The organism is Aggregatibacter sp. Marseille-P9115 (assembly GCF_920939465.1).
Taxonomy (GTDB): Bacteria; Pseudomonadota; Gammaproteobacteria; order Enterobacterales; family Pasteurellaceae; genus Aggregatibacter; species Aggregatibacter segnis_B.
The window spans coordinates 326803-346340 of the sequence record NZ_OV100759.1; the positions used below are offsets into that span (position 1 = coordinate 326803).

The window sequence follows — 19538 nt, forward strand, 5'->3', positions numbered from 1 at the left end:
TTCAGCCTTTTTATTTTTAATCATCATTAGCGGGATAAAAACAATGCAGCCGCACCACGTACGCCGCCAGAATCACCGTATTTGGCTTTTTTAATCACCGGTACTTTGGCGCTACGCATCAAATGCGGAGGTAACGCTTTTGGCAACGCTTCGTATAAATAATCGAAATTGGATAATCCCCCGCCAAGCACCACAAGATGCGGATCGAAAGCTGTGATAATGTTGCCGATAGAAATCGCAGCAAGCTCCACAAAAACGCCGACAAAATCCACCGCACTTTTATCGCCCGCATAGAAACGTTGAATGATCTCTTTTGCCGGTAACGCTTCGCCTTTCAAATCACGGTATAGCATTTCAAAACCACGACCGGACAAATAAGTATCCAAACATGCTTTGTTGCCGCAACCACAATCATATATCGGCGCCTTATCCCAACCGAGTAATTTCAAGGCGTGGTAGTTAAGTTGCAAATGCCCCAATTCACCCGCCATGCCCGTTTGCCCTGAGTGAATTTTGCCATTCAACACAAATCCGCCACCAAAACCGGTGCCTAAAATCAAGCCTAATACAGAAGGATATTGTGCATTTTCAGCATCCCAAGCTTCCGATAAGGCAAAACAGTTTGCATCATTCTCAGCCCGAACTTCACGGTCTAACAGCGCGGACAAATCACGCAAAATAGGTTTATTGTCTGCTACGCGAATATTGGTAATTTCAGCGATGCCGGTAGCTTGATTCACAAAGCCAGGAATACCTAATCCCACTGAACCTTTGCAACCAAATTTTACATCGGCTTTCTTCACTAAATTAACAATGGCATTCAACCAATCTTCATAGCTGTTTTTCGGTGTTTCCACCCGCTCGCTATATTGCTTCTCTAACTGAGAATTAAACACCGCTAATTCAATTTTGGTGCCCCCAATATCAAGCCCGTATAACATACGCTTCTCCTTTTACACGAGTTAACAAATACCTGAAAAACCTACCGCACTTTTAGCCGCTTATTCCGTTTTTTGGAAATACTGTTTTTTCGCTAAAAATGCAAAAATTACCCAATGTACTAACCACGCAATTAACACGGAAATCAATAAATCAATCGGATAATGCATGCCGAAACGTAAACGACTGACCAACATCAACACCGCCCAACCGCTCATAAATGCAATTAATAATTTTGCACGCCCTTTTCGATTACCGATTAATTGTACGAATCCTACCGTTAACATAAGCCAGCTGGCCGCAAAAATCGTATGCCCCGATGGAAAAGAATAGCCCACTTCGCTCGCATAATGCCCTTTTATCCAGTCTGGTACAGATGCTTGCGTTTGATAAAATTGCTCAACAAATTGCGCCCGAGCTTTACGATCTTGCGCATAAAAAGCCTCGGTGCTTGTGCCGGTTTGGTCAGCAACATAAGTCACAAAAGGTCGAGGCTCAGTAAACGCGTTTTTCAACCCGGATTTCAATCCTTGTGTCACAATCATTGAAAAAGCCATTACAGCAACAGCTAAAATCCATTGTTTTCGCTGAGGAAATAATGGTAAAAAAAGCAACGCAAAAACGCCGCAAGTGATAATGGCGTAAGGCACACTCCCACTTTCTGTCAACCAATATAAAGGATGCTCGTAGTCTTCAAAAATGAGACTGCCACTCCACTGCCAAGAGAACAACCAGACAAAAAGAGGGACAAGACAAAGCAATAGTGTATATAATGACAACCTTTTTAACATATTCATAACCATAGATAAAATTGAACCGCCATTTTATCACCAGAACCCGGCAAAAGAAAAAGAATAAGGACAAAATAAGGATACGTTATGGCAAAAATTGAACTCGTTGCCCAAGCAAATTTACCCACAGAATTCGGACTTTTTAAAATCGTGGGATTTGAATTTCCCGATACGAAAAAAGAACATGTTGCCTTAGTCTTGGGCGACATTAGCCATTCAGAAGAACCCGTCTTAGCACGCATCCATTCCGAATGCCTCACCGGCGATGCATTGCATAGTTTAAAATGTGACTGCGGCTTCCAGCTTGCTGCGGCATTACGCCAAATTCAACAAGAAGGTCGTGGCGTATTGATTTATCACCGTGAAGAGGGTCGCGGCATTGGCTTAATTAACAAAATCCGCGCTTATTCTTTACAAGATAAAGGCATGGACACCATTGAGGCAAATTTGGCTTTAGGGTTTGCTGCGGATGAACGTAATTTTAGCGTGTGTGCAGACATTTTCGATTTATTAGGCGTCAAACAAATTCGCTTACTCACCAATAATCCGGAAAAAATTGAAACCATGAAACAATCTGGTATCAATGTGGTAGAACGCGTGCCGTTGAATGTTGGCGAAAACCGCTATAACACGGCTTATTTAGATACCAAAGCAAAAAAAATGGGCCATTTTATCGTGCATAACGGTGAACAACATTTAATGGAATGCCCGTATTGCCAAGAAGAAGTGCCGAAAAAATAACAGCCTCACATGACATAAAAAAGCACAAACGTTCATTGCGTTTGTGCTTTTTGTTTTTCTAAGGCCATTCTCTCAAACAGTTATTCAATGATGATTTCAAGACTCAAATAAACATTCTTTTTTTCCACCGCACTTTACTCAATCCGTCTAAACAAATCCTTGCTGTAAATAACCTCTGTGGGATTGCCCGAATCATAACCGTTTAAGGTTGGATGAAGATAAACAGGAAGCCGAGACTGATATAGTGGCAACACCACATTTTCTTCCTGCAAAATTTGCTCGATTCGATGATAAAGTGCGGTGCGTTCCGCCGATGGAATCACCTTCAAGCTTTGCTCAAACAAACGATCCACTTCTTCGTTACGATAGCCGCTTTTATTATCCGGACTATGGCTATAGAACAAACTTAAAAATGCGGAGGGTTCGTTATAATCAGCACACCAACCGGAACGGGCAATATGGAAATTGCCTTTGGCAATATTTTCCAATAGCTGTGATTTCGACATGCCTTCACCAATAATTCGGATCATATCCGACTGCGACCACATGCGAATCAGCCCTTGCACCAATTGGTTTTGCAGTTCCGATTGATCGTAGCTTAACGTCAATTTTAATGGTTTTTTTTCGCTAATTTGGCCTTGGCTCAATAATTGTTCTACCGGAGTTTGTTCCCAACGACTTTCCGCCGTTTGCATAGACTGCGGTAAGAAATTATCCGTTAAATAGAACCGACTTGGGTTTTCAGGTAGTAAACGACGAGGAGACGTCAGCATTGCCAAGGCTTTACGCACAGAGCTTTGTGCCAATTGCGGCATGTTGAAATTAAACGCATAGAAATAAGTACAGAGTTGCGGGAAATATTGTGTCTGTTCAACGTATTGTTGCGGTTGCCACACAATATCTAACGCGCCCACCTCCTGTTGAGAGGCAATTTTTTGATAATCCACGTTTTTGAAGGAAACTTTTTCTTTCGCCCAATAGTGTGGATTCAGCTCTAGATGAATAAGCTCACCTTGCTGACCGCTAACTTGATACGCCCCGTTTGTCACGATGCCTTCATGAGGTTGTAAATATTGCGGCAACAAGCTGCTATGAGCCAGCATGTGTGGCAAATATGGTGTCGGTTTATCTAAGGTGAAACGTAAAGTGCGGTCGTTTTCCGCCACGATTCCCAGCGCCTCCGGTGGCAGTTCTTGCTTTAATACTTTCTCCGCATTGAGCAGATTCATGTACGCCAGATAATCTTTTAACGGGCTGTTAGATTTCGCCAATGCCTGCCAGCTTGCCACGAATTGCTGAGCCGTCACAGGCTCACCGTTAGACCATTTAGCGGTTTCGCGTAACGTAAATTGCCACGTTTTATTATCTTGAGTTTGCCAATTTTCCGCCACCGCTGGCACAATATTGCCTTTGATATCGTAAATCACCAATCCTTCAAAAAGATCACGCAAAAAGGCAGCTTGCTCAATGTTAGACGCTTGTAACGGATTGAGAGATAAATCCGCATAAACACCGCGAACCAATAATTGGCGACGGGATTGGGAGAATTCCGGCGTTGCAGATGCATCAACCGTTAGAGACGATTCGGCGGGCTTTTGAGCATGTTCATCACATCCGCAGAGAAAAAAAACACCTAAAAAAAGCACCGCACTTTTAGAGAGGAAATTACGCATTGAAATACATTCATGAAATAAGTTGCGCTCATTATACACGAATGTTTGAAGCTTATTCTGCTTCGAGGGTTTTAATCCAGAAAAAGAAGAACCAATATTTAATCAACAACACGCTCATGATAATGCTTTTGCCGACAATGCTTGGTGTGAAATAAAACCCCATTAATAACATCGTAGTGGAAAAGCTCAAAATGTAGATTTTGGCTTTTTTAGTTAAAGCGCGTTGTTCATGGAAATCTTTTAAATGTGCTTGATAAATCTTTGTGCCCACAAACCAGTTGTGTAAACGTTTCGAACCTTTTGCAAAGAAAAACAACGTTAAAAGCAAAAATGGCGTGGTCGGTAAAATAGGCACCACAATACCAATAAGACCCAACACCAAAAAAACAAACCCTAATCCAATGTAAAAGTATTTCATTGCACACCTCAAAATAAAAATTATTCGCAATAATAATTGAATTGGTAGATTTTTCAAGCTTGAAATCATAAAATCGAGCCCAATTTTACTCACTACATTTATTTATATTAAGGATAGCTTCATGACAAACCCATTACTCACGCCAACCGCGCTACCGGCATTTTCCAAAATTGAACCGCAATATATTGAATCCGCCATCAAACAACTTATTCAAGAAAACCGCGAAACCGTAGAACGTGTTGTAAATCAACCGCACTTTACTTGGGAAAATTTCATTCTACCGCTAACCGAAGCCGGTGATCGTTTAAACAAAGTATGGTCGCCAATCTCGCATTTAAACTCGGTGAAAAATAGCCCGGAATTACGTGAAGCCTATCAAGCCTGTTTGCCATTATTAGCCGAATACAGCACGTGGGTCGGTCAACATCAAGGGTTATATGAAGCCTATTTACAATTAAAAAATAGCCCTGAATTTGCCGATTATACTCAAGCGCAAAAGAAAGCCATTGAAAACAGCTTACGCGATTTCAAATTATCGGGCATTTCCTTACCGGCAGAAAAACAAAAACGCTATGGCGAAATCGCTGCCCGCTTGTCCGAACTGAATTCACAATTTAGCAACAACGTATTAGATGCCACCATGGGCTGGGAAAAGATCGTTGAAGATGTCAGCCTGCTCAAAGGCTTGCCTGAATCCGCACTGGAAGCGGCCAAACAATCCGCAGAAAGCAAAGGTGTCACAGGTTATCGCTTCACCTTGGAATATCCAAGCTATATTCCGGTCATGACCTATTGTGAAAACCGTGAATTACGCAAAGAAATGTATCGTGCCTTTGCCACCCGCGCGTCCGATCAAGGGCCGAACGCCGGTAAATGGGATAACTCGGCGATTATGCAAGAGATCCTCACCCTACGCGTGGAATTAGCCAAATTATTGGATTTCAACACCTACACCGAATTATCTCTTGCCACCAAAATGGCAGAAAATCCGCAGCAGGTGTTGGATTTCTTAGAAAATCTCGCCACACGCTCTAAAGCCCAAGGCGAACGTGAATTACAAGAATTAAAAGACTTCTGCAAAACGTACTATAATTTGACCGCACTTGAACTTTGGGATCTGTCTTTTTACAGCGAAAAACAAAAGCAGCACTTATATGCCATCAACGATGAAGAATTGCGTCCGTATTTCCCGGAAGATCGCGTATTGAGCGGTTTATTTGAATTGATTAAACGCATTTTCAATATTCGTGCGGTGGAACGCCATGGCGTTGAAACCTGGCATAAAGATGTGCGTTTCTTCGATTTGCTTGATGAAAAAAATGAAGTTCGTGGCAGTTTCTATTTAGACTTATACGCTCGTGAACATAAACGCGGTGGCGCTTGGATGGATGATTGTATCGGTCATCGTAAAAAGATTGACGGCAGCCTACAAAAACCGGTGGCGTACTTAACCTGTAACTTCAATCGCCCACTTGGCGACCAACCAGCCTTATTCACCCATGATGAAGTCACGACGCTATTCCATGAATTCGGTCACGGTTTACACCACATGCTGACCAAAATTGATGTGGCGGATGTTGCCGGCATTAACGGTGTGCCTTGGGATGCGGTGGAACTGCCGAGCCAATTTATGGAAAACTGGTGTTGGGAAGAAGAAGCGCTGAAGTTCATTTCCGCTCATTATCAAACCGGCGAACCGCTACCAAAAGAGAAACTCAGCCAATTACTCAAAGCCAAAAACTTCCAAGCGGCAATGTTTGTTTTGCGTCAATTAGAATTTGCGCTATTTGATTTCCGCTTGCACCACACATTTGATCCGATCAAGCAAAATCAAGTGTTAGAGATGTTACACGAAGTGAAAAGCCAAGTTGCCGTCATCCCTGGTGCAGAATGGGGAAGAATGCCACATAGCTTCAGTCATATTTTTGCCGGTGGCTATGCGGCAGGCTATTACAGCTATTTATGGGCGGAGGTTTTATCGGCAGATGCCTACTCGCGTTTTGAAGAGGAAGGGATTTTCAACGCCCAAACCGGCCAATCCTTCTTGGATGAAATTCTCACCAAAGGCGGCTCTGAAGAACCGATGGCCTTGTTCAAAAACTTCCGTGGCCGTGAGCCGCAATTAGATGCGTTATTGCGTCACAAAGGTATTGCAAACTAAAAATGCTGAAAAAAATGACCGCTCTTTTACGGCAATCAAAGTGCGGTCATTATTCAATGTGTTTTTGAACTTATAAAAAAGGCTTACTCATAACAAGTAAGCCTTTCGTTTCTTTAAAATCTATTTATTTTTTCAACACCAATACAACGGAATCCCCGGCAACCACTTCACCGGATTTTTTCTCCATATTGCTGATTTCATCCATGTTGGAAATCACCACTGGGGTTAACACAGATTTTGCTTTGGCTTCCAATAAGGCTAAATCCAATTCAATAATGGTGTCACCACGTTTAACGCTTTGACCTTCTTGCGCCACGCGAGTAAAACCTTCACCTTTTAATTCAACGGTATCAATACCAAAGTGAACGAATAACTCAACGCCTTCTTTGGATTCCATAGAAAACGCGTGATTGGTTTCAAAGATTTTACCGACAACGCCATCTACCGGTGCAACCAGTTTGTTACCGGTTGGACGAATTGCAATACCGTCGCCAACAATTTTTTCGGAGAAAACAACATCCGGAACATCTTCAATATTCACGATTTCACCGGAAAGCGGCGCATAGATTTCTACATCAACCGCTTTCTTATCTTTTGAGCCAAATAGTTTGTCAAATAAACCCATTTTTTATCATCTCCTGAAGTTTAAAATCTGGTCGTATTCTAGCTTAAAAAGCGAAAATTGTATCTAATTTAATGCTTTTTCTGCTAAAAAATCAGCAACTAAGCGCTCAATTTCGGCAGCCGTTGGTTGCTGTAACGCTTTTTCAGCCAAGAGTTTTGCATCTTGATAATTAACGTTACGAATTAATTTCTTAATGCGAGGCACAGAAATTGCACTCATACTAAACTCATCCAAGCCCATACCTAATAGTAAGATCGTGGCATTTTCATCACCGGCCAACTCACCGCACATACCAGTCCATTTTCCTTCCGCATGTGACGCATCAATAACTTGTTTGATCAAATTCAGCACAGACGGACTCATTGGATTATACAAATGAGAAATGAGTTCATTGCCACGGTCCACGGCCAACGTATATTGGGTTAAGTCATTTGTACCAATACTGAAGAAATCGACCTCTTTTGCTAAGAATTTGGCATTTACCGCAGCGGATGGCGTTTCCACCATGACACCGATTTGAATATTTTCATCAAAATCTTTGCCTTCATTGCGTAATTCAACTTTTAATTCTTCAATCACAGATTTAAGCTCTCGAATTTCTTCCACAGAAATGATCATCGGGAACATAACGGCTAATCGACCGTAAGCGGATGCGCGTAACACTGCTCTTAATTGCGCATTTAAAATTTCACGACGATCCAACGCAATACGAATAGCACGCCAACCGAGGAATGGGTTCATTTCTTTCGGCAGGTTCAAATACGGTAATTCTTTATCGCCACCGATATCCATGGTACGCAATATCACCAAATTGCCATTCATCGCTTCCACCACTTCTTTATAAGCGATAAATTGCTCTTCTTCTGTTGGTAGCTGATCGCGATCCATAAACAAGAATTCCGTGCGGTATAGCCCTACACCTTCCGCACCATTACGCTCTGCCCCTTCAACATCACGAATGGTACCAATATTGGCTACCACATCCACACTGTGTCCATCTAACGTCAATGCCGGTAAGTCTTTTAATTTTGCCAATTCCGCTTTTTCTTCCGCTAACTTCGCTTGCAATGTTTTTAGACGTTGGATTTCGTCTTGGGAAGGGTTAACGTAAACCGCATTATTTAAGGCATCAAGAATTAAGAAATCACCGGTGTTCACCAACTCGGTAACATTGTTCGTCCCGACAATTGCCGGTAATTCAAGAGAACGTGCCATAATGGACGTATGTGATGTACGACCGCCGATATCCGTCACAAAACCTAACACTTTGTCTAAATTTAGCTGTGCCGTTTCAGAAGGCGTTAAATCATAAGCAACTAAAATCGCTTCTTCATTGATTTCGCCTAAATCAACGATGTGCATCCCTAAAATATTTTTAATCAATCGATTGCCAATGTCGCGAATATCACCCGCACGTTCTTTTAGGTATTCGTCATCAATTTCAGACAACATGGCGACTTGCTGATCAATAATTACATTGGCGGCAACGGCGGCATTCACCTTATTTGAACGAAGATAATCAAGAATTTCTTCCTCTAACTCCTCATCTTCCAGAATCATTAAATGGCCTTCAAAAATCGCCGCTTTTTCTTCCCCTAAAGAAGCATAAGCACGATCTTTAATTGAATTTAATTGTTCAACCGCCGCACTGCGCCCCTCATAAAAACGCGCGATTTCGGCATCAATTTGGCTCTCTTTAATTTTTTGCGTATCCAGAACAATTTTTTCTTCTTTAAGGACAAGCGCTTTACCAAAAACAATGCCGGGAGAGGCTGGAATTCCTGAAATCATAATGACCTTCTCTATTATCTAAATTCATTGATGTAAATTGAACAAAAATCAATCACCGAATAAATAAAACAAAGCCATAACTCACGGCTCTCCATGCTTTTATTAAAAAACATAAGAACGCAAATTATGGCGACAGAATTATTCTAACGTAGGAATTAATGCAACAAGATGCTCAACTGCTTTTTCCGCATCTTCACCTTCGGCAGAAATCGTAATCACCGTCCCTTGAGTTAAGGCTAATGTTTGTAATTTAAATAAACTTTTTGCACTTGCACTTTTCCCTGCAGAAGTAACGGTAATATCTGCGGCAAATGCTTTTGCTTCTTTTACAAATTGTGCCGCCGGACGAGTATGCAAGCCGTTAGGTGCTGTGATTTCAACATCTTTTGAATACATATGATTTTCCTCTGGAAAAAGTGGATGGGATTCGTTAAATATTTATTTAAATAATAAAAATAAATATAACAAAGTATCAGACTAACACAATGAATGCGCAAGGCGATTTGCTGTAAAATTTGAATTAGATCACAAAAAAAATAGAAAATAAGTTAATCCATTAACCAATAATTAACATTTCATACCTAAAAAACGGTAAATGACTTTTATTCCGCAGAAAAATGGCGCTGCGACTTCATTTCTTTTTTACTGGTTAACAAACGGTGGTAGTTTTCATAGCGAACAGCACTGATTTTGCCTTCTTCTACCGCCTGACGTAAGGCACATCCCGGATCATTTAAATGCTTACAATCACGGAACTTACAGGTGCCCAGCACAGTTTGGAATTCTCGATAACCTTTTGTAATCTGCTCATCTTCCAAATGCCACAAACCAAATTCACGGATGCCCGGTGAATCAATTAAACTACCACCCTGCGGTAAATGATATAAACGAGAAGAGGTCGTGGTGTGTTGCCCAAGGCCTGAAGTTGAACTAATTTCCCCGACCAGCGCCGCCACATTCGGCAAAACGGCATTAATCAAACTGGATTTTCCCACACCGGATTGCCCTACAAAAATAGACACGCCATCCGATAAAAGTGCAGTCAGTTTTTCCAGATTTTTTCCATTCTGCGCGGAAACCATCAGTGTTTGATAGCCAATATTGCGATAAATTTCCAACTGCGAATCCACGTCTTGCCACTGTTGTTCCGTCAACATATCGGCCTTATTCAACACAATAATCGGTTCAATCTTGGCTTCTTCGCACACCACCAAATAACGATCAATAATATTCAGCGACAAACTCGGCAATACGGAAGAAATAATGATGATGCGATCAATATTGGCAGCAATGACTTTAATGCCGTCATAATAATCCGGACGGGAAATTTCATTTTTACGCAGATGAACTCCCTCAATCACGCCATTTACACCTTGCAACTGCTCATTACCTTGTCGCCAGATCACACGATCGCCCACGACAACACTCGCTAATGTGCGACGCAAGTTACAACGAAAAATCTCGCCTTGCGCATTTTCCACATCTGCATGACGGGCATAGCGCGTGACGACCAAACCATCCTGCGAATCGCCCAGCATCTCATCCTGCCAATCAATGTCTTTCTTCTGATGGCGATGTAATACCTTATTATTATTGGATTGAATTCGGCGTTTTTGATTTTGCGTTAATTTGGGTTTACTCATACAAAGTGCGGTCGTTTTTTATAGCGTTTTTCGCTAGAATAAGGAAAATTTTCGCATAGGATACCTTATATAATGACATTAGATAAACAAAATCTGATCTGGATTGATCTTGAAATGACAGGCTTAGATCCGGAAAAAGAACGCATTATTGAAATCGCGACGATTGTGACCGATAAAAATTTAAATATTCTTGCAGAAGGGCCTGTTATAGCCGTCCACCAATCTGATGAATTACTCAATAAAATGAGCGACTGGTGCGTGAAAACCCACACCGCAAACGGTTTGGTTGAACGCGTTAAAAACAGCAAATTAACCGAACGCGCGGCAGAATTACAAACCTTAGATTTTCTCAAAAAATACGTGCCCAAAGGGGTATCACCGATCTGCGGCAACAGTGTGGCACAAGACAAACGCTTTCTCTTTAAATATATGCCCGAGCTTGCAGACTACTTCCACTATCGCCACCTTGATGTCAGTACATTAAAAGAATTAGCCGCCCGCTGGAAACCGGAAATTCTGGACGGCTTTAGTAAACAAAACACCCATTTGGCCTTAGACGATATTCGCGAATCCATCAAAGAACTCGCTTACTATCGCGAACATTTTTTAAAGATGGACTAAATCGACGAATATATAAACAAGCGCATCATTTTCATGATTTTATACTTGCACTGCCTAAAAATATTCGTATAATGCCGTCTCATTCATTTGATGTGAATGCGGGAATAGCTCAGTTGGTAGAGCACGACCTTGCCAAGGTCGGGGTCGCGAGTTCGAGCCTCGTTTCCCGCTCCATTCTCAACATCAAATCTCTGCGGGAATAGCTCAGTTGGTAGAGCACGACCTTGCCAAGGTCGGGGTCGCGAGTTCGAGCCTCGTTTCCCGCTCCAAATTCACAATCCCTCGCTTTTGCGGGGGATTTTTTTATGCTTAACAAGTAACTTTCACGATGACATTTGTGCCATCACTCTTGGCAACCTTACGTAATCATAAAACTACATAATTCCCTCAAAGTGCGGTACAATCCTGCCTTATTTTTCAACCAACGAAGAAGATGACTGAAACATTAATTCAATATATTTCTGATGAAAATGCCATGTGTAATTTTGGCAAAAAACTCATTAATGCTATTTGCCAAGTGCCCAATCACAAAGGCATTACACTCTATCTGAACGGAGAACTCGGCGCAGGGAAAACCACATTAAGTCGTGGCATGATTCAAGCATTGGGGTATCAAGGCAACGTAAAAAGCCCCACTTATACGCTCGTGGAAGAATATAAAATTTCGGGAAAAAATATTTATCATTTTGACTTATATCGCCTGTCTGATCCGGAAGAACTTGAATTTATGGGCATTCGCGATTACTTCGCAGAAAACACGATTTGTTTAATTGAGTGGGCTGAACAAGGTGCCGGTTTGCTTTCTGCACCGGATTTACTCGTCAATATTCATTACGCTGAACATGCCCGCAATATTGAATTAATTGCTAAATCGGAAACCGGTCAACACATTATTGAAAAACTGAATTAACCTTTTATCACAATGAAACCCAAAACGATGTTTAGATTTCTTTTGATTAACAGCCTTTTCTTTTTTGCGCTCTCAGCGTTTGCAAATAATACTTGGACGATAGCGATCGACCCCGGTCATGGTGGGAAAGACCCTGGCGCAATCGGACACAATCTCAAAATTTATGAAAAAAATGTTACGCTTTCTATTGCCAAAGAATTGAAGGCGTTACTGGATAAAGATCCTCACTTCCGTGCAGTACTTACCCGTAACGGCGATTATTTTATTTCCGTGCCACAGCGTTCCGAAATTGCCCGCAAATACAAGGCCAATTATTTAGTTTCCATCCATGCCGATTCCTCAGAAACCCCGAATTTACGCGGCGCTTCAGTGTGGGTTCTTTCCAATCGCCGCGCTAATGATGAAATGGGACAATGGCTGGAAGATCATGAAAAACGCTCAGAATTACTCGGCGGCGCCGGCAACGTGCTTGCTTCACACAATGAAAAATATTTAGATCAAACCGTATTGGATTTGCAATTTGGTCATAGCCAACGCGTAGGATATGAATTAGGCAATATCGTTTTACGCCACTTTTCCCAAATTGCCTCTTTAAGCCGTCCAACGCCACGCCATGCCAGCCTTGGCGTATTGCGCTCACCGGATATCCCCTCCATTTTGGTAGAAACCGGTTTTCTATCGAATCAAGAAGAAGAGCTTAAATTAAGTACGCCGGCATACCGTAAAAAAATCGCACAAGTCATTTACAACGGCTTAGTGGAATACCGCCGTAAAAGCTATAAAGACGAGCCCAAAATTGCCACAACAAAAACAGATGAAAAATCGACCGCACTTGAGACAAACGATAGTGCTTTACGCCACACCGTAAAATCCGGTGAAAGCCTAACAAAACTTGCGGCCAAATACGGCGTAAAAGCGGCGGACATTCTTACGTTGAATAAATTAAAACGCAAAGAATTGCGAATCGGTGAAACCATTAAAATTCCAAGTAACGGAAAAAATAACGTCAAGGAAAGCGTTGAAGAGAAAGAGAGTCAAACACAAGTTTCTCAGGAAAAAAACCAAGAGATTAAATCTGGCGACATTAAAGATAGTGGCATTCGTCATACCGTAAAACGAGGCGAATCCTTAGGTAAATTAGCCCTAAAATATAAAGTTTCCTCTGCAGATATCCTTGCTCTCAATAAACTCAAGCGAAAAGAACTCTTGGTGGGTGAAACACTCAAAATTCCGGGAGATGCCAAAATAGAAGAAGCAAAACCAACTCAGTCGGTAAAAACAGAGAAAACACCAAAAACAAACGCCCCAAACGCCAAGGAAACCAAATCGACAGAAACTAAGGCTACAGAAAAAAATAAAAAACAAGAGAAATCCAATAACAGCCTGACTAAGCCGAAAGAGCAAAGTAAAAACAAAGTGGAAGTCAAAGAAGCAATACCGAAATTCCATACGGTGCAAAAAAATGAAACGCTTTACTCCATCGCGCGAGAATATAAAGTTTCACCAAATAAGCTGTTGAAATTAAACCCAAAATTAAAAGATGGCAAAGTGTTAAGCGGACAAAAAATCCAACTGCTTGACGATAATCCAGGGAAAAAATAATGACTATACGTATTTTATCGCCACAATTAGCCAACCAAATTGCTGCCGGAGAAGTGGTCGAACGCCCTGCCTCAGTAGTAAAAGAATTGGTGGAAAACAGCCTGGATGCCGGTGCCGATAAAATTCAAATTGATATTGAAAATGGGGGCGCAAGCCTTATTCGGATTCGCGACAACGGCATTGGTATTGCCAAGGAAGAATTGGCTTTAGCGCTTGCCCGTCACGCCACCAGTAAAATCGCCGATCTTGCCGATTTGGAAGCAATTTTAAGTTTGGGATTCCGTGGCGAAGCTCTTGCCAGTATCAGTTCTGTTTCTCGTTTAACCCTCACCTCTCGTACCGCAGAACAAAACGAAGCTTGGCAGGTCTATGCCCAAGGACGGGACATGGAAACGACTATTCAACCGGCATCTCATCCTGTGGGAACGACAGTTGAAGTGGCAAATTTATTTTTTAACACGCCCGCCCGTCGCAAATTTTTACGTTCCGAGAAAACCGAATTTTCTCATATTGATGAAGTCATTCGTCGTATTGCCTTGGCGAAATTTAATATCAGTTTTACCCTCACACATAATGGCAAAGTATTACGCCAATACAAAAGTGCGGTCACGAATGAACAAAAATTAAAACGTGTTGCGGCAATTTGTGGCGATGATTTTATTCAGAATGCGTTGCAAATTGATTGGAAACACGATGATCTCCATTTGTCCGGTTGGGTCGCTACGCCCCACTTTCATCGCCCACAGAATGACTTAAATTATTGTTATGTGAATGGGCGAATGGTGCGCGATAAAATCATTACTCACGCCATTCGACAAGCCTATGCTGACTATTTAACCAACGAGCAGTACCCTGCTTTTGTGCTATTTATTGATCTCAATCCAAATGATGTTGATGTGAACGTCCATCCCACCAAACACGAAGTGCGTTTCCAGCAATCTCGTTTGGTACATGATTTCATCACCCAAGGCATCAGCAATGCGTTGGCCTCCGAGCCGATGCCGTTGAATACGCCTTCAACAGAATATCGCGTGGAAGAACCTGCCGGTGTATGGGAAGTTTCCACACAGACAAAACCCAATCGCTCGGCTGCGGGACAAAATATATTTGCACAACCTACGAATCATTCTGCCAATGCCTACTCGGAAAGCAGATATCACGAATCACCAAAACAGCGACAAAATCCACCGCACTTTTATGGTGGTTTGTCCCCTCGTGAGCCGATAACACCGAAGGTACTCGAGGCGCATAACGCATTGTGGACGTCTTCGGAAAAACTCGTTCAAAGTAACATAACCGAAGTCAAAAAACCGAGTACCAATTTCTTGCACGCACTCGCATTAATTCAACATGAGGCCTTGTTGTTACAGCAAGAACAACGTTTTTATTTGCTCTCGCTTGCGCGTTTGCAACAACTCAAACAAACGCTGAATTTAACTTTGGAGCCAACCTCTCAACCATTATTAATTCCAATTATTTTCCGTTTATCAGATGCGCAATGGCAGGCATGGGGTCAACAAAAAGCCTTTTTCGAGCAAATTGGCTTTGTTTTTACGGAAGAAGCGGCACAATATAAAATCACGTTACAAAAAGTATCGGTACATTTGCGTCAACAAAACTTACAACACATGATTGTGTCGTTATTAAATCAATCTTTCGAAAATTTACCTGAATTTTTGACCGCACTTTTGGCACCTTTAGCCTCCCCGCCAATCACCGTGCTTGCCGATGCGGTAAATTTACTGACTGAAACAGAACAATTACTCGCGAAACAGCAGCAAATTCGCCTATTAGATTTGTTGGTAGAAATTGACTGGCAGCCTTATTTAACTCAATTAACCCGCTAACTATGCAGCATTCAGAACACAAACCTTTAGCGATTTTTTTAATGGGGCCAACCGCCTCCGGTAAAACGGATTTGGCGATCCAGTTGCGCCAACAATTACCCGTCGAAGTTATCAGCGTTGATTCTGCCCTGATTTATCGCGGCATGGATATTGGCACGGCGAAACCCTCAAAAGCCGAACTGGCACTGGCACCTCATCGTTTAATTGATATTTGCGATCCGGCAGAAAGTTATTCTGCGGCGAATTTCCGCACAGATGCTTTACGCGAAATGCAAGAGATTAGCGCACAAGGCAAAATCCCCTTATTGGTGGGTGGTACGATGTTGTATTACAAAGCCTTATTGGAAGGTCTGTCGCCCCTGCCCTCCGCCGATGAAAAAGTGCGGTCGGAAATTGAGGCAAAAGCAGCACTTATCGGTTGGGGTGGATTACATCAAGAACTCAGTAAAATCGATCCGATTTCAGCACAACGCATTAACCCGAACGACTCGCAACGGATTAACCGCGCATTAGAAGTCTTTTATTTAACTGGTAAGACCTTAACGGAATTAACAGCACAAAAAGGCGAAGCCTTGCCGTATGACATTCTGCAATTTGCGATTGCACCGGAACAACGAGAGGTCTTACATCTTCGAATTGAGCAACGTTTTCACAAAATGATTGAACTTGGTTTTCAGCAAGAGGTCGAAAAATTGTACCGTCGTCCCGACTTAAACGAGAACCTGCCGTCTATTCGCTGTGTGGGTTATCGCCAAATGTGGGAATATTTACGCGGTGATTATGACCACAATGAGATGGTTTTTCGTGGTATCTGCGCCACCCGCCAATTAGCAAAACGTCAGATCACTTGGCTACGTGGTTGGACATCACCGATTCAATGGTTGGATAGTTTGCAACCGGCTCAAGCCCTTGAAAAAGTATTAACATCGGTTTCAACGAAAGCGTAAAACACAGATTGCGCCTAGTGACTTTCAATATAATTGTTGCTATATTGATTTGCGGAGGCATACAGCTTGCTGTATTGTTTTAATTCATCATTTTTTACAAAAAGAAGGAAAGAAAAATGGCAAAAGGACAATCTCTACAAGATCCTTACTTGAATGCATTACGTCGTGAACGCATTCCCGTTTCAATCTATTTAGTAAACGGTATCAAATTACAAGGGCAAATCGAGTCGTTTGACCAATTCGTGATTTTATTGAAAAACACGGTAAATCAAATGGTTTATAAACACGCAATTTCAACTGTTGTTCCGGCACGTTCTGTCGCGCATCACAATGCGAACCAACAGCAACAACACCAAGTACAACAGGAAACTCCTTCTGTAGAAAACAATATTGATGCTCAAGCAGAATAACAAAGCGGAAAATATTGGCTAATTTACTCGGTAATTTAACTCAACAACGTTTAACTGAAAGTGCGGTGGATTCTGCAGAAATTTCCACCGCACTTTTTGCGTCTGAAAATCCCCAAAAAAATGAACATCATGCATTGAACAATGCCATTATCGTGCACTGTTTTTTTGAGGGGCAGAAAAATGTAGATGATTTAAACGAATTTCAACTCCTCGCCAAATCTGCCCAGGCAGAGATTCTCACCGTCATTACCGGTAGCCGCAGCTCGCCACAAGCCAAATATTTTGTTGGGCAAGGCAAAGCGGAAGAAATTGCCGATGCGGTCAAACAATACCAAGCCGATTTAATTTTAGTAAATCATACGTTAACGCCTGCACAAGCCCGTAATCTAGAAAGCTTGTGTGATTGTCGCGTGGTGGATCGCAACGGCTTAATTTTAGATATTTTCGCTCAACGCGCCCGCTCTCACGAAGGGAAATTACAAGTGGAACTGGCCCAGTTAAAACACCTCGCAACACGTTTGGTGCGTCGTAAAACCGGGTTAGATCAACAAAAAGGTGCGGTGGGGTTGCGTGGTCCCGGTGAAACTCAACTGGAAACCGACCGCCGTTTAATTAAAGTGCGTATCAACCAGTTACAAAATCGCTTGGAAAAAGTCGCCAAGCAACGTAATCAGAATCGTCAAACGCGCCAAAAAGCAGATATCCCGACGATTTCCTTAGTGGGTTACACCAATGCCGGAAAATCTACCCTGTTTAATTTATTGACCTCTGCCAATGTGTATGCCGCAGATCAATTGTTTGCCACACTCGATCCCACATTACGCCGTCTCAGTTTAAAAGATGTCGGCACAACGATTTTGGCGGACACGGTAGGCTTTCTACGGGATTTGCCCCACGATTTAATTTCCGCCTTCAAATCCACCTTACAGGAAACCACCGAGGCCGCATTATTGCTCTACGTGGTTGATTGCGCCGATCCCCGTAAATTAGAAAACATCGAAGCGGTGAATCAAGTGCTGGAAGAAATCGGTGCGCAAGATGTACCACGATTATTGGTGTACAACAAAATCGATCAACTGGAAAACGTAACGCCACACATCGAATACGATGAAAAACACCAGCCAAGTGCGGTCTATATTTCGGCTAATTCTGCGAATGGACTTGAACTTTTATTAGAAGCTATTCGTGTTCGTTTAACAGACTATATTCTCCAATTCCCGCTTCAACTTTCACCATCGGAAGGAAAGGTTCGTCATGCGCTGTATGAACTCAATTGTGTGGAAAAAGAAGAAATCAGTGAATATGGTGAGTTTTTATTGAGTATTCGTCTTGAAAAAACAGAATGGCTGAAACTGGTGAAACGTTTTCCTATACTTGAAGCATTTAATCCAATTCAGCCGGAAGAAGACTAGGATTTGCCAATCCCGTATTGGCGTAATTTATTCGCGATTGCCGTGTGGGAAACACCTAAACGCGCGGCAAGTTTTCGGGAGCTCGGATATTGAGCATAAAATTTGGTCAGTACAGCTGCTTCAAATCGCCCCACTATTTCCTCTAAGGTTGCGCCCTCCATCATCAAGTCCTCCACCTCTTGTGATGCAGCAACAGATGTTTCCAAGCCTAGATCCTCAATATGCAACTCATTGTCTTTCGTTAAAGAAACCGCGCGGTACAAGGCATTATAGAGTTCACGAATATTGCCGAACCAAGGGTATTGTTGTAGATAATGTAAAAATTCAGCATCAAAGTGCGGTGCAGAAATGGCGAGTTTTTCACTGATTTCTCGGATAAATTGACGGGCTAACGGCTCAATATCTTCCACTCGCTCACGTAAACGCGGCAAATTAAGCGTTAACACATTTAATCGATGAAACAAATCACTGCGCATTTTGCCTTGTTCTACATAATGTTGTAGTGGCTGTTGTGTGGTGCAAATCACGCGAACATTGGCGTAATGTTCCTCTTCCTCGCCCACGCGACGAAAGGTGCCGTCACTCAAAAAACGCAGCAACTTTGCCTGTAAGGTTAAGGGCAACTCCTCCACCCCATCCAACAACACCGTGCCGCCATCCGCATATTCAAAAAAGCCGATAAATTCGCCATCTTTATTGCGTCGCCCGAACATTTCCGTTTCCGCATCTTCTCCTGGAATACCGGCGCAATTCACCGCAAGAAATTCCTTGTTCCGACGCGCACTAAAATCGTGGCAAGCTTTGGCAATCACATCTTTTCCTGTGCCGGTTTCCCCTTGAATCAATAATGGCGCATCCAATAAAGCAAATTTTTTCGCTTTGGCGATAATGTCCTGCATTTGCGGATCTCGCGTCACGATATGAGAAAAAGCATCAATATTTGGGGACGTTGCCATAAGAAGCCTCAAGAAATAAAAAGCACATTCAGTAGAAAACTGCGGTTATGA

The 19538-nt window shown here is 42.3% G+C and carries 18 protein-coding genes and 2 tRNA genes; 11 read left to right on the forward strand and 9 right to left on the reverse strand.

Features of this window, described 5'->3' with window-relative positions; genetic code table 11:
• Positions 1-26: 26 nt before the first annotated feature.
• Positions 27-941 carry an N-acetylglucosamine kinase gene (gene nagK, locus LQ983_RS01500; RefSeq protein ID WP_230621404.1) on the reverse strand — a complete coding sequence of 305 codons (915 nt, stop codon included), beginning with the start codon at positions 939-941 and terminating at the stop codon, positions 27-29.
• A 60-nt stretch (positions 942-1001) separates the two neighbouring features.
• Positions 1002-1742 (reverse strand): phosphatase PAP2 family protein, encoded by a 741-nt coding sequence (locus tag LQ983_RS01505; RefSeq protein ID WP_230621405.1) that lies wholly within the window; start codon positions 1740-1742, stop codon positions 1002-1004.
• A 75-nt stretch (positions 1743-1817) separates the two neighbouring features.
• Between LQ983_RS01505 and ribA the strand changes: the two genes are divergently transcribed.
• Complete coding sequence (gene ribA / locus LQ983_RS01510) at positions 1818-2471, forward strand: GTP cyclohydrolase II (protein ID WP_109127816.1); 654 nt, start codon at positions 1818-1820, stop codon at positions 2469-2471.
• Positions 2472-2605: 134 nt separating this feature from the next.
• On the opposite strand, the gene LQ983_RS01515 is transcribed toward ribA, so the two are convergent.
• Together LQ983_RS01515 and LQ983_RS01520 are read right to left on the reverse strand one after the other, a co-directional pair.
• A complete protein-coding gene (locus tag LQ983_RS01515; RefSeq protein WP_230621406.1) occupies positions 2606-4144 on the reverse strand; it encodes a peptide ABC transporter substrate-binding protein in 1539 nt (512 codons plus the stop codon).
• 52 nt (positions 4145-4196) lie between these two features.
• Entirely contained in the window at positions 4197-4562 is a 366-nt protein-coding gene (locus LQ983_RS01520) for a YbaN family protein (RefSeq protein WP_230621407.1), read from the reverse strand.
• 121 nt (positions 4563-4683) lie between these two features.
• On the opposite strand from LQ983_RS01520, the gene prlC reads away from it, so the two are divergent.
• Entirely contained in the window at positions 4684-6723 is a 2040-nt protein-coding gene (prlC, locus tag LQ983_RS01525; RefSeq protein WP_230621408.1) for an oligopeptidase A, read from the forward strand.
• 124 nt (positions 6724-6847) lie between these two features.
• On the opposite strand, the gene crr is transcribed toward prlC, so the two are convergent.
• The 4 genes from crr to rsgA all read right to left on the reverse strand — a co-directional run bounded on the left by crr (position 6848) and on the right by rsgA (position 10782).
• Positions 6848-7348: a PTS glucose transporter subunit IIA gene (gene crr, locus LQ983_RS01530; RefSeq protein ID WP_006717737.1), complete on the reverse strand. Its 501-nt coding sequence runs from the start codon at positions 7346-7348 to the stop codon at positions 6848-6850.
• A gap of 63 nt (positions 7349-7411) precedes the next feature.
• Entirely contained in the window at positions 7412-9139 is a 1728-nt protein-coding gene (ptsI, locus tag LQ983_RS01535) for a phosphoenolpyruvate-protein phosphotransferase PtsI (RefSeq protein ID WP_230621409.1), read from the reverse strand.
• Positions 9140-9277: 138 nt separating this feature from the next.
• A complete protein-coding gene (gene ptsH / locus LQ983_RS01540; protein WP_006717733.1) occupies positions 9278-9535 on the reverse strand; it encodes a phosphocarrier protein Hpr in 258 nt (85 codons plus the stop codon).
• 206 nt (positions 9536-9741) lie between these two features.
• Entirely contained in the window at positions 9742-10782 is a 1041-nt protein-coding gene (gene rsgA, locus LQ983_RS01545; RefSeq protein WP_230621410.1) for a small ribosomal subunit biogenesis GTPase RsgA, read from the reverse strand.
• Positions 10783-10854: 72 nt separating this feature from the next.
• Here rsgA and orn point away from each other — a divergent pair, with 72 nt between their 5' ends.
• From orn to hflX, 9 genes are all read left to right on the forward strand, one after another.
• Positions 10855-11403: an oligoribonuclease gene (orn, locus tag LQ983_RS01550; RefSeq protein ID WP_021616739.1), complete on the forward strand. Its 549-nt coding sequence runs from the start codon at positions 10855-10857 to the stop codon at positions 11401-11403.
• Between the two features lie 98 nt (positions 11404-11501).
• Positions 11502-11577: transfer RNA gene (locus tag LQ983_RS01555), tRNA-Gly, on the forward strand.
• A 19-nt stretch (positions 11578-11596) separates the two neighbouring features.
• Positions 11597-11672 (forward strand) — tRNA-Gly (locus LQ983_RS01560).
• Between the two features lie 164 nt (positions 11673-11836).
• Positions 11837-12313: a tRNA (adenosine(37)-N6)-threonylcarbamoyltransferase complex ATPase subunit type 1 TsaE gene (tsaE, locus tag LQ983_RS01565; RefSeq protein WP_230621411.1), complete on the forward strand. Its 477-nt coding sequence runs from the start codon at positions 11837-11839 to the stop codon at positions 12311-12313.
• Positions 12314-12325: 12 nt separating this feature from the next.
• Complete coding sequence (locus LQ983_RS01570) at positions 12326-13915, forward strand: N-acetylmuramoyl-L-alanine amidase (protein WP_230621412.1); 1590 nt, start codon at positions 12326-12328, stop codon at positions 13913-13915.
• Positions 13915-15762 carry a DNA mismatch repair endonuclease MutL gene (gene mutL, locus LQ983_RS01575; protein WP_230621413.1) on the forward strand — a complete coding sequence of 616 codons (1848 nt, stop codon included), beginning with the start codon at positions 13915-13917 and terminating at the stop codon, positions 15760-15762. The genes LQ983_RS01570 and mutL overlap by 1 nt, the downstream gene beginning before the upstream one ends.
• Positions 15763-15764: 2 nt before the next feature.
• Positions 15765-16709: a tRNA (adenosine(37)-N6)-dimethylallyltransferase MiaA gene (gene miaA, locus LQ983_RS01580; RefSeq protein ID WP_230621414.1), complete on the forward strand. Its 945-nt coding sequence runs from the start codon at positions 15765-15767 to the stop codon at positions 16707-16709.
• A gap of 116 nt (positions 16710-16825) precedes the next feature.
• Positions 16826-17119 carry an RNA chaperone Hfq gene (gene hfq, locus LQ983_RS01585; protein ID WP_109127805.1) on the forward strand — a complete coding sequence of 98 codons (294 nt, stop codon included), beginning with the start codon at positions 16826-16828 and terminating at the stop codon, positions 17117-17119.
• A gap of 14 nt (positions 17120-17133) precedes the next feature.
• Positions 17134-18531, forward strand: coding sequence for a ribosome rescue GTPase HflX (gene hflX / locus LQ983_RS01590; RefSeq protein ID WP_370636615.1), 1398 nt, complete (start codon positions 17134-17136; stop codon positions 18529-18531).
• Here the strand turns inward: hflX and LQ983_RS01595 are convergent.
• Positions 18528-19487, reverse strand: a complete 960-nt coding sequence (locus LQ983_RS01595) for a sigma 54-interacting transcriptional regulator (protein ID WP_230621415.1) — start codon at positions 19485-19487, stop codon at positions 18528-18530. The genes hflX and LQ983_RS01595 overlap by 4 nt on opposite strands.
• Between the last annotated feature and the right edge of the window lie 51 nt (positions 19488-19538).

Coding starts and splice junctions, on each gene's coding strand:
- miaA (WP_230621414.1), top strand. CDS start 15,765: ATGCAGCATTCAGAACACAAACCTTTAGCGATTTTTTTAATGGGGCCA.
- ptsH (WP_006717733.1), bottom strand. CDS start 9,535: ATGTATTCAAAAGATGTTGAAATCACAGCACCTAACGGCTTGCATACT.
- orn (WP_021616739.1), top strand. CDS start 10,855: ATGACATTAGATAAACAAAATCTGATCTGGATTGATCTTGAAATGACA.
- ptsI (WP_230621409.1), bottom strand. CDS start 9,139: ATGATTTCAGGAATTCCAGCCTCTCCCGGCATTGTTTTTGGTAAAGCG.
- LQ983_RS01505 (WP_230621405.1), bottom strand. CDS start 1,742: ATGGTTATGAATATGTTAAAAAGGTTGTCATTATATACACTATTGCTT.
- prlC (WP_230621408.1), top strand. CDS start 4,684: ATGACAAACCCATTACTCACGCCAACCGCGCTACCGGCATTTTCCAAA.
- hfq (WP_109127805.1), top strand. CDS start 16,826: ATGGCAAAAGGACAATCTCTACAAGATCCTTACTTGAATGCATTACGT.
- LQ983_RS01520 (WP_230621407.1), bottom strand. CDS start 4,562: ATGAAATACTTTTACATTGGATTAGGGTTTGTTTTTTTGGTGTTGGGT.
- crr (WP_006717737.1), bottom strand. CDS start 7,348: ATGGGTTTATTTGACAAACTATTTGGCTCAAAAGATAAGAAAGCGGTT.
- nagK (WP_230621404.1), bottom strand. CDS start 941: ATGTTATACGGGCTTGATATTGGGGGCACCAAAATTGAATTAGCGGTG.
- LQ983_RS01515 (WP_230621406.1), bottom strand. CDS start 4,144: ATGCGTAATTTCCTCTCTAAAAGTGCGGTGCTTTTTTTAGGTGTTTTT.
- mutL (WP_230621413.1), top strand. CDS start 13,915: ATGACTATACGTATTTTATCGCCACAATTAGCCAACCAAATTGCTGCC.
- LQ983_RS01595 (WP_230621415.1), bottom strand. CDS start 19,487: ATGGCAACGTCCCCAAATATTGATGCTTTTTCTCATATCGTGACGCGA.
- ribA (WP_109127816.1), top strand. CDS start 1,818: ATGGCAAAAATTGAACTCGTTGCCCAAGCAAATTTACCCACAGAATTC.
- LQ983_RS01570 (WP_230621412.1), top strand. CDS start 12,326: ATGAAACCCAAAACGATGTTTAGATTTCTTTTGATTAACAGCCTTTTC.
- rsgA (WP_230621410.1), bottom strand. CDS start 10,782: ATGAGTAAACCCAAATTAACGCAAAATCAAAAACGCCGAATTCAATCC.
- tsaE (WP_230621411.1), top strand. CDS start 11,837: ATGACTGAAACATTAATTCAATATATTTCTGATGAAAATGCCATGTGT.